This window comes from Pseudarthrobacter sp. TRD_SC_9, from assembly GCF_055361265.1.
In genome coordinates this window covers 1496441-1509258 of the sequence record NZ_CM143956.1, presented here as the reverse complement: position 1 = coordinate 1509258, position 12818 = coordinate 1496441, and the positions used below count along the sequence as shown (strand labels likewise).

The following is a 12818-nucleotide window of genomic DNA, read 5'->3' as shown; positions in this document are numbered from 1 at the left end:
ATCAGAGGCCGAACGTCTCGGTTTCCTCGAATGGACCCACAACAGTGACGGTGCGGGGAGCGGCAGCGAGTTCGCGTGCCAGCTCCTGGACCTGCTCTGCCGTGACCGCTTTGATCAAGCGCAGGGTCTCGTCGATGTCCTGGTATTCGCCGGACACGAGCTCAGCCCTTCCCAGCCGCGACATGCGTGAACCCGTGTCCTCCAGGGCCAGGACGATGCCGCCACACAGCTGGCCCACGGCCTTGCGCAGTTCATCGTCGGAAATACCATCGGCGGCGAGCTTGTCGAGCTCGACCCCCAGCAGCTGCAGCACCTGCTGGACCTTGGACGGTGTGCAGCCTGCGTACATGCCGAAGTACCCGGCGTCGGCGTACGAGGACGCAAACGAGTACGTCGAATAAACCAGGCCGCGCTTCTCGCGCACTTCCTGGAACAGCCTGGAAGACATTCCGCCGCCCAGGACGGCATTCAGGACGCTCATCACGAAACGCCGTTCGTCAGTGGCAACGATGGTGGGGCAGCCCATGATGATGTTGGCTTGTTCCACAGCGCGCTTGACCACCTTGAGCCCGGCCGTACCGGCGATGGGGGCCCGCTCGGTGGAACGCCGCGGGACCGGCTTCGCATCCGGCGCAAGGGACCAGCCGGCGGATTCAAGGGCGTCCACCACGAGGCGGCAGACGACGTCGTGGTCGAGCCCTCCGGCTGCCGTGACCACCAGCTCTTCCGGACGGTAGTAGCGGCGGTAATGTTCCCAGACAGAGTCCCTGGCAACAACCCTAATCGCAGCGGGAGTACCTCCGATGGGACGGCCCAGCGGATGCGCTCCCAGTACGTCAGCGACGAAGTGTTCGTGGGCAACGTCCGTAGGGTCGTCGCTGTCCATGGCTATCTCTTCCAGGATGACGTCGCGCTCCTGCTCCATCTCCACCGGATCCAGGACAGCGCCGGTGATCATGTCGGTAATGACATCGATCGCCATCGGCAGGTCCGTGTCCAGGACACGGGCGAAGTAGCAGGTACTCTCCTTGGCGGTAGCTGCATTGGACTCGCCACCCACCTCATCGAACGCCGAAGCGATTTCCAGTGCCGTCCGGCGCTTGGTTCCCTTGAACAGCAGGTGTTCCAGGAAATGCGTTGACCCGTGCTGGCCATCCGCCTCGTCACGGGAACCGACCCCTACCCAGAATCCAATCGTGGCGGAACGCTGGCCGGGCATGGCCTCGGTGAGGACCCGGACACCGCCGGGAAGAACCGAGCGCCGCACCTCGGCACCGCCGTCGGATCCGTGCACCAGCGAGTCGATGGAAGCGTTCTGCTCAAGCGGCAGGGGGACAACAGTCATGGAAGCCTTTCAGGTGCGGCAGCGGGATCTGGCTGCCATCGTAACAGCGGCGGGACCGGTGGAAATTCCACCGGTCCCGCCAGTTCGAGTGTGTGGTCACACCCGGGTTTTACTACTCGACGTCGGCGCCCTCTGCAGGGTCAGTCGGGTGCACGCGCTCTGTCTCCGGCTCGGCACCTTCTTCTTCAGCCACGACCGGGGCCAGCGACAGCTTTCCGCGGTCGTCGATCTTGGTGATTTCCACCTGGACCTTCTGGCCGACGGAGACTACATCCTCGACGTTGTCCACCCGCTTGCCGTTGGCAAGCTTGCGCAGCTCGGAGATGTGTAGGAGGCCGTCCTTGCCCGGAGTCAGCGAAACGAAGGCACCGAAGGTGGTGGTCTTGACGACCGTACCCAGGTAACGCTCGCCGATTTCCGGAACCTGCGGGTTCGCGATGGCGTTGATGGCGGACCGTGCTGCATCGGCAGACGGACCGTTGGTTGCGCCGATGTAGACCGTGCCGTCATCCTCGATGGAGATGTCAGCGCCGGTGTCTTCCTGGATCTGGTTGATCATCTTGCCCTTGGGGCCGATGACCTCGCCGATCTTATCCACGGGGATCTTGACGGCAATGACGCGCGGAGCGAACTCAGAAAGCTCGTCCGGGGTGTCGATAGCCGAGTTGAGGACCTCGAGGATGTGCAGGCGGGCTTCACGGGCCTGCTTCAGCGCTGCTGCCAGCACGGAAGCGGGGATGCCGTCGAGCTTGGTATCCAGCTGGATGGCTGTCACAAACTCTGCGGTACCGGCAACCTTGAAGTCCATGTCACCGAAGGCATCTTCGGCGCCGAGGATGTCAGTCAGCGCTGCGTAGCGGGTCTGGCCGTCAACCTGATCGGAGACCAGGCCCATGGCGATACCGGCGACGGCTGCCTTCAGGGGCACACCGGCGTTCAGCAGCGACAGGGTGGAGGCGCAAACGGAACCCATCGACGTCGAACCGTTGGAGCTGAGGGCTTCAGACACCTGGCGGATGGCGTAGGGGAACTCCTCACGGGAAGGCAGGACCGGAACGATTGCGCGTTCTGCAAGGGCACCGTGGCCGATTTCGCGGCGCTTCGGGGAGCCGACGCGGCCGGTCTCACCGGTGGAGTACGGCGGGAAGTTGTAGTTGTGCATGTAGCGCTTGCGCGTTACCGGCGACAACGAATCGATCTGCTGCTCCATCTTGAGCATGTTCAGCGTGGTGACACCCATGATCTGGGTCTCGCCGCGTTCGAAGATGGCCGAACCGTGGACGCGGGGCAGAACCTCAACCTCGGCGGTGAGCTGGCGGATGTCCGTCAGTCCACGGCCGTCGATGCGGATCTGGTCCTTCAGGATGCGCTGGCGCACAACCTGCTTGGTAACCGAGCGGAATGCTGCGGACAGTTCCTTTTCGCGGCCTTCGAATTGGCCGGCCAGGGCAGCGGTGACTTCATCCTTGAGTGCATCCGTTGCGTCGTTGCGCTCGGTCTTGTCAGCGATCTGGAAGACAGCGGCCAGCTTGTCGGCGGCAGCAGACTCCACAGCGGCGTAGACGTCGTCCTCGTAATCGAGGAAGACCGGGAATTCAACCGTGGGCTTGGCGGCGCGGGCAGCCAGGTCCGACTGGGCGTCGCACAGTGCCTTGATGAACGGCTTTGCAGCCTCGAGGCCCTCGGAAACAACCTCTTCGGTAGGGGCCGTGGCGCCCTGTTCCTTGATGAGGTTCCAGGAGTTGTCCGTGGCTTCGGCTTCGACCATCATGATGGCGACGTCGTCACCGGCAACACGGCCGGCGACGACCATGTTGAAGACCGAGTTTTCCAGCTGGGAGTGCTTCGGGAAAGCAACCCACTGTGAGCCGGTCTCGTCAGCAACCAGGGCAACGCGGACGCCGCCGATGGGGCCGGAGAACGGAAGGCCGGAAAGCTGCGTGGACATGGAGGAGGCGTTGATGGCCACCACGTCGTAGAGCTCGTCCGGGTTGATCGACAGGACGGTGACCACGATCTGGACCTCGTTACGCAGGCCCTTGACGAACGCGGGGCGCAGCGGACGGTCCATGAGGCGGCAGGCCAGGATGGCTTCGGTGGACGGGCGGCCTTCGCGGCGGAAGAACGAACCCGGAATACGGCCGGCAGCGTACATACGCTCCTCGACGTCGACCGTCAGCGGGAAGAAGTCGAAACCTTCGCGCGGGTGCTTGCCCGCAGTAGTAGCGGACAGCAGCGCGGTGTCATCGTCGATGTACACCATGGCTGCGCCGGCTGCCTGCTTGGCAAGGCGGCCGGTTTCGAAGCGGATTACACGCTTGCCAAAGCGGCCATTGTCAATAACTGCTTCTGAGAACTGGATTTCGGGACCCTCCAAGAGAGTCACCTCCGTTTCTTGATTCACGGAAGTCCAGCCGCATCAACCCAGGCCAGCATCTGTCTACTGGCCTGCACTGCACCCGGTCATCGATCGAGACCCACGGGCCAGGGCTTCAATCAAGGAAGCCGTTCCCGGGGATCACTACCGAGGACCGCGAATGCGTGATGCGGTTGATCCTCCTATTGAGTTTTCATTTGAAGAAAGCGACCCGTTCCGGGTGGGAACGGGCCGCTCCCGATACGACTAGCGGCGCAGGCCGAGGCGCTCGATGAGCGAACGGTAGCGTTCGATGTCGGTCTTCTTGAGGTAGCCAAGCATGCGCTTGCGACGACCAACCATGGCCAGCAAACCGCGCTGGGTGTGGAAGTCGTGCTTGTGCTCCTTCATGTGCTCAGTCAGATCCTTGATCCGCTGGGTCAGGACTGCAACCTGGACCTCGGGCGAACCGGTGTCGCCCTCGGACGTTGCGAAATCCTTGATGATGGACTGCTTTACAGCGGCGTCAAGTGCCACAATAACTCCTAGAGATGTGCCGTGTGGCCCGAATCAGCAGGTCGCTGCCGGGATCGCGCACGCCGGACTTCGGGACTAAACCAAAAGACCGTGCGCGCAACAGGAGCCAGCCGCCACGGACTGCAGCCGGATCCATCGTTTAGTTTACCGGCACGTCCGCAATCTTGTCGAAACAGCCGAATTAGCTGCCGCTCAGGATCGCGTGCGCCTGTACAACGTCCAGCTTCATCTGCTCGACCAGCGCATCGGGGCCGGTGTAGGCGACCATGCCGCGCAGACGCTCGACGAACTCCACCACAACGGTCTGGCCATAAAGGTCGAAGTCTTCCACGGCTTCGTCAGGCCGGTCGATGACGTGCGCTTCCACCTGGCGGCTTACGCCGTCGAATGTTGGATTGGAACCGACGGAGATTGCTGCCGGCCAGCGTGCGCCTGCCTGGTCCACCAGCCAACCGGCGTAAATGCCGTCAGCGGGGATGAGTCCGGTGGCCGTGCCGGCAAGGTTGGCGGTGGGGAAACCGAGGGCGCGTCCGCGGGCTGCCCCGTGGACCACTTCTCCGCGCATCCGGTGCGACCGGCCCAGGACGGCGGCAGCCGTAGAGACATCGCCGTCCCGCAGGGCCTCCCTCACCCAGGTGGAGGAACAGCGCCGGTCCGTGCCGGCGTCATCGTGCAGGGGGTAGCCTTCGGAACCGAATTCACTGATCACCTGGACCTCGAAGTCGAACTTCCGGCCGAGTTCCTTCATGGTTTCCAGGTCACCTGAGTTGCCGCGGCCGAATCGCGCATCATGGCCGATCACCACGTGGCGGGCATGCAGGGTGTCCACCAGGTACTGGCCCACGAACTGCTCGGCGGTGAGGCTGGCGAGGTCCAGCGAGTATTTGACCACCAGGACGGCGTCCAAGCCAAGCTCCCCCAGTGCCACAAGCTTGTCCTGGAGTCCCATGATCATCTCCGGAGCCGATTCCGGCCGGTGGATAAACGCCGGGTGGGGGTCGAAGGTGACCGCCACGGCCCGTGAACCGGTAAGACGCGCCGTACGAATGAGCTCTGAGAGAACCTGCTGGTGGCCGCGATGGACGCCGTCGAAGTTTCCGAAAGTAACAACGGAAGGACCGAAGTCCGCCGGGACCTCGGACGGATCGTTCCAGATGTGGACCATCACCCTCGCCTTTACGCCTTCATAAACAATATTCGATACTTCATTCGGTACTTCGGTGTTGCTGACTACTGGTTCAGTCGCCTGCTGCACTGTTTTCCGGAATTCCAGAGCACATCCAGCCCCGGAACCTTCTAAGGTTACCCGGAAACGGTGCCCCGGCTGCCCGGCCCAAAAGCGTGCAGGGTGCCCGGCCGCTAACGCGAAGGACGCCTGCGGTTGAGCCAGATCAGGCCAAGGATCGGCAGGAGCAGCGGAACGAACGCATAGCCCCGTCCGAACAGCGACCACACGGTCTCGTGCGGGAACTGGACGGAGTCAAAGATGCTCAACGCCCCCACGACGAGGACCCCTACGAGTTCCACCAGCACCGCGGCAACGGAGACACGAAACCACATGCGGCCCGGCTTCGCGAGGGACACCGTGGCAATGATGTAGACGACGGCGGCAAACGCCGAGAGCAGATACGCGAGGGGCGCTTCGCTGAACTTCGTCAGGATCTGATAACCGGCACGGGCAGTGGCGGAAATCGCGAAAACCGCGTACACCGCAATGAGCAGCCGGCCCGGGCCGGTGTTCCGGGTGTCGCGCGGCCGTGCAGACGTGCCCTCAGCGGAGGGCGCGGATGCCGACTGGTTCTTTTCCACCGGAGTGTTTCCTTCTTCCACTTCAATGCCGTTACAGGTTCAATACCAGATCTGGTTCATGCGGGCAGCCATGACGAGCGCCGTGACTCCAACGGCGGCCAGCACGAAATTGCTCCATCTGGTCCGTTCCAGGACAGACCAGTAGACAGCTGCCGGGGGCAGCAGCAGCGCCGTGGCCATGTAGCCCCAGAACTCCCAGGCCTCGCCGGCAATGGGCTCCCCCGTGATCACCCGGACAATGGATCCGACCAGGTAGACCAGCAGGGCAACTTCGACGCCAATGACCGAGAGGATAGTGGCATCGTTGGGTGCCTTCTTCAGAATGCCTGCGCCGAGGCACAGCAGCGTTGAGACCAATCCCACCACCAGGATGATGTAAAAGTATGCGTCCACTGCTAATCGACCGCTCCAGCTGTGTCAGGAGCGGTGTCGGGAGCGAAAACCACAACGGGTTTTGCCGAGGTACCGGAATCGGCGAGCAGGGCCACGAGCTGGCCGTCCGGGGCGAAAGCGGCAGCCGGACGCTCGACCGTGGCAGCCTCCGGCGTCCCGGCCGCAGGGCCTGGCGCGATCCGACGGCCAAAAGAAATCTCCCGGGTTTCCTCGTCGCTCAGCTCACGGTTGGGCATCAGGGCCCTGGCTGCCTGTGACATTTCCAGGACGTCCATGTGTTCTGCGAGCTGTTCCAAGGTGTGCGCCTGCTCCAGGGAGTACGGCCCGACATGCGTCCGGCGCAGCGCCGTGAGGTGGCCGCCGACCCCCAGCCCGGCGCCAAGATCACGGGCGAGGGCCCTGATATAGGTTCCGGACGAACATTCGACGGTAACGTCCAGGTCCAGCGCCTGGTTGTCGGCGGAGCGCCGGATAGCGGCCAGCTCGAAGCGGTGGATGGTAACGGGACGGGCGGCCAGTTTGACTTCTTCACCTGACCGGACACGGGCGTAAGCGCGTTCACCGTTGACTTTGATGGCGCTGACGCTGCTGGGAATCTGTTGGATCTCACCGGTGAGGGCCGCTATGCCTGCCCTGACCGCGGCATCCTCAACCCCGGCGGCGCTGACGGTGGTGACTACCTCGCCCTCGGCATCGTCCGTGATGGTGGACTGGCCGAGCCGGATCGTGGCGGTATAGGTCTTGGAGGTCCCCACGATGTAAGTCAGCAGGCGGGTGGCCTTGTTGATGCCGACCACGAGGACTCCCGTAGCCATGGGGTCCAGGGTTCCGGCGTGGCCCACCTTCCGGGTACCGGCAAGCCGCCGCATCCGGCCAACCACATCATGGCTGGTCCATCCCTGCGGTTTGTCCACTATCACCAGTCCAGAAAGCACGCCTCCCAGTATATGCGCGCGGGAAGGGTCGGCCGCCGCACGGCTTAGGATGGCTGCTATGCCCAAGCTCTCCGCCGCCGTCAGTGAGTTGCCTGTCAACCAGATCCGTGAGATTACCGAGCAGGCCTGGCAGACGCCCGGGGCGATAGTCCTGAGCATCGGCGAGCCGGGGTTTCCGCTCCCCCGCCACGTGCTCGATGCCGGAATGGCATGCCTTGAGCGGGATGAGACCAACTACACACCCAACGCCGGCATTCCGTCGCTGCGGGAAGCCTTCGCCGCACGGTTCCGGGAGCGCAGCGGGACAAGCATTGGGGCGGACCGCGTCTACGTGGTGGATGGCGCGCAACAGGGACTCCACTTCGCGATGAGCCTGCTGCTGGCCCCCGGCGACGAGGTCCTGATCCCCAATCCCGGCTATCCCACCTTCGTGATGACCGCCAGCCTGCTGCACGCGCTGCCTGTCCGTTATCCGCTCTATCCGGAGCACGGTTTCCAGCCGCGGATCAGCGACCTCGAGAAGCTGATCACGGAGCGGACCCGTGTACTTGTACTGAATTCCCCCTCCAATCCGCTGGGCGCCGTGCTCAGCGCAGAGCTGACCCGGGAGTTGGTGGCCCTGGCCCGCCGGCACGATCTCTGGATCATTTCGGACGAATGCTACGAAGCGTTCACCTACGACGTGCCGCATGTCAGTCCGGCCGTCTTCGACAGCGACGTTCCCGGGCAGGCGCGCGTCTTCACATCCCTGACGCTGTCCAAGACCTATGGCCTTACCGGGCTGCGGATCGGGGCACTGATCTGTCCTCCAGGACTGGAGAAGGTCATGAACAACGCGATGGAAGCGATCGTTTCCTGCGTCGCGTCGCCGTCGCAGTATGCTGCGCTGGCGGCGCTGACCGGGCCGCAGGATTACGTTTCCTCTGCCCACGGGCACTATCGCGCCAACCGGGATGCGGCGTCGGCGGTGCTGGATGCCCGGAATATCCCCTACCTCGGTGCGCAGGGAGCCTTTTACCTCTGGGCGGATGTTTCGCACGCCAGCGAAGGCGACGTCCGCGGCTGGGCCCGCCGGTTCCTGACTGACTCGGGGGTGGCCGTTGCTCCCGGTACCGCCTTCGGCTCAATCGGCGAGGGATGGATACGTATTGCCCTCTGCGGCTCACGGCAGGAACTGCTCGACGGCGTCAACAAGCTGCCGGCGCGGGCTAAACCTGCCTAAGCAGGCCGGGTTGCCGTCCCGGTTCAGTAGTCCGTGCGGGACACGTTGGCGCGCCACGCTTCAAAGGGAACGTCGGACGTCGGAACCTCTTCGTGTGCCACAGGAAGCAGTTCCGGACGGCTTCCGTCAAAGTAGTCGTAGAACACGGCGTCATCAAAGCCTGCCGCCGCGGCGCCGTGACGATCTGCCGCGAAGTACACTCGGTCGATCCTGGCCCAGAGCGCTGACGCGAGGCACAGCGGGCATGGCTCGCAGCTGGTATACAACACGGACCCGTGCAAGTCGAAGCTGGCCATCGAGGCGGCTGCGGTCCGGATAGCTACGACCTCGGCATGGGCTGTTGGATCATTGTCGCGGGTGACCCTGTTGGTTCCTTCAAATGCACGGCCATCTGGGGTTACCACCAAGGCACCAAACGGTCCGCCGCCGTCGGCAACGTTCCGGACCGCCAACTCGACGGCGCGCTCGAGGTATTGCTTGACGTCGCCTTCTTCATTCCCGTGGGTCATGCCTAAATCCTAACCAGATGATTGAAGGCCCGGACCATATGGTCCGGGCCTTCAATCATCTGGCGTCGTTTCGCCGATTTGTTTACTTGGCGCCGTCTTCGTCAGCTTCCTCATCGACGTCATCGGAGCTGCGGTACGGATCGGGATCACCAGCGTGTTTGGCTTTCTCCGCCAGCGCAGCAACTTCGGCATCGCGCCTCTTGGCTTCACGAAGCAGTTCCTCAAGGTTGGAAGCAACCTCGGGAATACGGTCCGCCACGAATTCGAGCGTAGGGGTCAGCCGGACCGTGATGTTGCGCCCGACTTCCTGGCGGAGAACGCCCTTGGCCTTCTCCAGCCCCTTGGCAGCATCAGCCTGAACGGCCTGGTCACCAAGGACGGTGTAGTAGATGGTGGCATGCTGCAGGTCGTTCGTCACGCGGGCATCGGTGACAGTGATGCCTTCCAGACGAGGATCCTTAACCTTCCGGCCCAGGGCCTCAGCGACAACAACCTTGATGCGCTGCGCCAACTTGGCAGCCCGTGCGGGATCAGCCATGAACAACTCCTAAAAATTTGGGGGGTACGACGGCGGCGGGATAGTTGGGCACTCAAATGCCTCTGGTGCCACGCGCCTCTATGGTGAGTCTAGAACGATGCCGGAGAGTTTTTGGGGCACCCGGGAGTGGCATCGGGCCTACCGGAGCTGGGCGGCACAGGATCGCAGATCCCGGGCCGCCCAGCGTAGGGGCGGGGCGCCCCCAAAAGTCGGAGGCTCCCCGCTACTGATACAACCTAGACGCGCGGCTTCTCGCGCATCTCGAAGGTCTCGATGATGTCGCCTTCGTTGATGTCGTTGTACGAGCCAAGACCGATACCACACTCGAAGTCCGTGCGGACCTCGGTGGCGTCGTCCTTGAAGCGCTTGAGCGTCTCAACGGTGAGGTTGTCACCGATGATCTTGCCGTCGCGGCTGATGCGTGCCTTCGTGTTGCGTCGGATAACACCCGAGCGAACGATGGAGCCTGCGATGTTGCCGAACTTGGAGGAACGGAATACTTCGCGGACTTCGGCGGTGCCCAGCTGGACTTCCTCGTACTCCGGCTTGAGCATGCCCTTGAGGGCCATCTCGATGTCATCGATTGCTGCGTAGATGACGGAGTAGAAGCGCATGTCCACGCCTTCACGGTCTGCCAGTTCGGCAACCCGCTCGGCGGGCTTGACGTTGAAGCCGATGATGACGGCGCTGTCCACTGTTGCCAGGTTGACGTCGTTCTGCGTAATGGCACCAACACCGCGGTGGATGACGCGCAGCTGCACGCCTTCGCCGACGTCGATCTTGAGCAGGGCGTCTTCGAGGGCTTCCACGGCACCGGACACGTCACCCTTGAGGATGAGGTTGAGGGTGTCGATCTTGCCATCGGCCACTGCCTGGTCGAAGTCTTCGAGGCTGATGCGCTTACGGCGCTTGGCCAGGGCGGCGTTGCGGTCGGCTGCTTCACGCTTCTCTGCGATCTGACGGGCGGTGCGCTCGTCAGCAGTTACGAAGAAGGTGTCGCCGGCGCGCGGCACGTTGGACAGACCCAGTACCTGCACGGGGCGGGACGGGCCGGCCTCGGTCAGGGCACTGCCGTCGTCGTCGAACATTGCACGGACGCGGCCGTGAGCCGTGCCGGCAACGATGGTGTCGCCGACGCGCAGCGTACCGGACTGCACCAGGACGGTAGCAACGGCACCGCGACCCTTGTCCAGGTTTGCTTCGATGGCAATACCGCGGGCGTCCTTGTTGGGGTTGGCGCGCATGTCCAGGGCGGCGTCTGCGGTGAGCAGGACTGCCTCGAGCAGTTCGTCAATGTTGAGGTTCTGGCGGGCAGAGACCTCAACGAACATGGTGTCGCCACCATATTCTTCGGGAACCAGGCCGTACTCGGTCAGCTGGCCACGGACCTTTTCAGGGTTGGCGCCTTCCTTGTCGATCTTGTTCACTGCAACCACGATCGGCACGTTGGCGGCCTGTGCGTGGTTGAGTGCTTCAACGGTCTGGGGCATGACGCCGTCATCCGCTGCAACAACCAGGATGGCGATGTCCGTGACCTTGGCACCACGGGCACGCATAGCGGTGAACGCCTCGTGGCCAGGGGTATCAATGAACGTGATCTTGCGGTCTTCACCCTCGTGGTGGTGGGCGACCTGGTAAGCACCGATGTGCTGCGTGATACCGCCGTGCTCGCCCGCCATGACGTCGGACTTGCGGATGGCGTCAAGCAGACGGGTCTTACCGTGGTCAACGTGACCCATGACGGTGACAACCGGAGGACGTGACTCGAGTTCCTCGTCGCCTTCGGCTTCCAGCTCGGCGTCGAAGTCGATGTCGAACCCGGAGAGCAGCTCGCGCTCCTCGTCCTCCGGCGACACAACCTGAAGCTTGTAGCCGAGTTCTTCGCCCAGCAGCGCGAAGGTTTCCTCGTCCAGCGACTGCGTGGCCGTTGCCATTTCACCGAGGTGGAACAGCACAGTTACCAGTGCGGCGGGGTTTGCCTCTATCTTGTCAGCGAAGTCCGTGATGGAGGAGCCGCGACGCAGGCGGATAACAGTGTTTCCGTCGCCGCGGGGTACGCTCACGCCACCCAGCGACGGGGCACTCATCTGCTCAAGTTCCTGGCGCTTTGCACGCTTGGACTTGCGCTGCTTGCCACGACCGGCGCCGCCCTTGCCGAAGGCACCCTGGGTGCCGCCGCGACCGCGGCCGCCCTTACCAAAGCCACCACCGGCGGGAGCTCCGCCACCGGCACCTGGTGCACCACCGGTACCGGGAGCGCCACCGGGACGGCCGGGACCGCGCCCTGCGCCACCCGGACGGCCAGCACCTGCACCAGCGGGCGCGGGACGCTCAGTGCGGTTGGGCATCATGCCCGGAGTAGGACGGTTTCCGCCGGCTCCCGCGGCACGCGGACCAGCACTGGTACCCGGACGGGGGCTGCCCGGACGGGCTCCGCCTGCACCGGCTGCGGGACGCGGACCACCGGGACGGGGGCCACCGGCACCGGCCGCGGGACGCGGACCACCGGGACGCTCGCCTTCAGTGCGGCTGCCACCGGGGCGGGGCATGCCCTGGGACGGCGCGAAAGGGTTGTTGCCGGGACGGGGAGGACGCTCTCCGTCGCCGCCACGGCCGCGGGGCATGCCCTGGGACGTAGCGAAGGGGTTGTTGCCCGGACGGGGACCGCCTGGACGGGCACCCGATCCACCCTGGCGGGCGGGGGCCGCTGGCGTTTCGGCCCGCGGAGCGGGACGAGCACCAGGCTTGGCGCCAGTGGAGGGAGCAGTTGCTGATGGAACGCTTGCAGCGGGTGCTGCGGGGGCGCCGGTTGAAGGTGCTGCCGGAGCAGGAGGTGCCGACGGAGCAGCAGCGGCAGGTGCCGACGGTGCAGCCGGGGCGGCAGGTGCCGACGGTGCAGCAGCTGCAGGAGCCTCAGTCTTGGGGGCCGGAGCCTGGGGTGCTGCCGGCCGCGTTGGTGCCGGGGCAGGCGCCTTGGGCGCAGCTGCCGGCGCTGCGGACTTTGCCGCGGCGTCGGGGAAGGCGTTGCGCAGTTTACGCACAACGGGGGCCTCAATGGTGGAAGAGGCGGAGCGAACGAATTCGCCCAGTTCCTGCAGTTTTGTCACTGCATCTTTGGAAGTAATACCGAGCTCTTTGGCGAGCTCATGTACGCGGACCTTGGCCACATTTCTC

The 12818-nt window shown here is 64.1% G+C and carries 11 protein-coding genes; 1 reads left to right on the top strand and 10 read right to left on the bottom strand.

Annotated features, from left to right (window positions below; all coding sequences use genetic code 11):
* Nucleotide 1: 1 nt before the first annotated feature.
* The 7 genes from ACWA13_RS07095 to truB all read right to left on the bottom strand — a co-directional run bounded on the left by ACWA13_RS07095 (nucleotide 2) and on the right by truB (nucleotide 7375).
* Complete coding sequence (locus tag ACWA13_RS07095) at nucleotides 2-1345, bottom strand: M16 family metallopeptidase (RefSeq protein ID WP_463937441.1); 1344 nt, start codon at nucleotides 1343-1345, stop codon at nucleotides 2-4.
* A gap of 112 nt (nucleotides 1346-1457) precedes the next feature.
* A complete protein-coding gene (locus tag ACWA13_RS07090; protein ID WP_463937861.1) occupies nucleotides 1458-3722 on the bottom strand; it encodes a polyribonucleotide nucleotidyltransferase in 2265 nt (754 codons plus the stop codon).
* A 246-nt stretch (nucleotides 3723-3968) separates the two neighbouring features.
* A complete protein-coding gene (gene rpsO / locus ACWA13_RS07085; RefSeq protein WP_463937439.1) occupies nucleotides 3969-4238 on the bottom strand; it encodes a 30S ribosomal protein S15 in 270 nt (89 codons plus the stop codon).
* A 181-nt stretch (nucleotides 4239-4419) separates the two neighbouring features.
* On the bottom strand, nucleotides 4420-5403 hold the full coding sequence (locus ACWA13_RS07080; RefSeq protein WP_463937438.1) for a bifunctional riboflavin kinase/FAD synthetase: 984 nt from the start codon (nucleotides 5401-5403) through the stop codon (nucleotides 4420-4422).
* 194 nt (nucleotides 5404-5597) lie between these two features.
* Nucleotides 5598-6047 (bottom strand): hypothetical protein, encoded by a 450-nt coding sequence (locus ACWA13_RS07075; RefSeq protein WP_463937437.1) that lies wholly within the window; start codon nucleotides 6045-6047, stop codon nucleotides 5598-5600.
* A gap of 39 nt (nucleotides 6048-6086) precedes the next feature.
* The gene (locus tag ACWA13_RS07070) at nucleotides 6087-6440 is read right to left on the bottom strand and encodes a hypothetical protein (protein WP_463937436.1); all 354 of its coding nucleotides are present in this window, start codon (nucleotides 6438-6440) and stop codon (nucleotides 6087-6089) included.
* A gap of 2 nt (nucleotides 6441-6442) precedes the next feature.
* Nucleotides 6443-7375 carry a tRNA pseudouridine(55) synthase TruB gene (gene truB / locus ACWA13_RS07065; RefSeq protein ID WP_463937435.1) on the bottom strand — a complete coding sequence of 311 codons (933 nt, stop codon included), beginning with the start codon at nucleotides 7373-7375 and terminating at the stop codon, nucleotides 6443-6445.
* 58 nt (nucleotides 7376-7433) lie between these two features.
* On the opposite strand from truB, the gene ACWA13_RS07060 reads away from it, so the two are divergent.
* Complete coding sequence (locus ACWA13_RS07060) at nucleotides 7434-8597, top strand: pyridoxal phosphate-dependent aminotransferase (protein WP_463937434.1); 1164 nt, start codon at nucleotides 7434-7436, stop codon at nucleotides 8595-8597.
* A gap of 23 nt (nucleotides 8598-8620) precedes the next feature.
* Here the strand turns inward: ACWA13_RS07060 and ACWA13_RS07055 are convergent, their stop codons facing one another.
* From ACWA13_RS07055 to infB, 3 genes are all read right to left on the bottom strand, one after another.
* The gene (locus tag ACWA13_RS07055) at nucleotides 8621-9106 is read right to left on the bottom strand and encodes a nucleoside deaminase (protein ID WP_463937433.1); all 486 of its coding nucleotides are present in this window, start codon (nucleotides 9104-9106) and stop codon (nucleotides 8621-8623) included.
* 82 nt (nucleotides 9107-9188) lie between these two features.
* Nucleotides 9189-9644 carry a 30S ribosome-binding factor RbfA gene (gene rbfA / locus ACWA13_RS07050; protein WP_463937432.1) on the bottom strand — a complete coding sequence of 152 codons (456 nt, stop codon included), beginning with the start codon at nucleotides 9642-9644 and terminating at the stop codon, nucleotides 9189-9191.
* Nucleotides 9645-9880: 236 nt separating this feature from the next.
* A complete protein-coding gene (infB, locus tag ACWA13_RS07045) occupies nucleotides 9881-12811 on the bottom strand; it encodes a translation initiation factor IF-2 (protein ID WP_463937431.1) in 2931 nt (976 codons plus the stop codon).
* Between the last annotated feature and the right edge of the window lie 7 nt (nucleotides 12812-12818).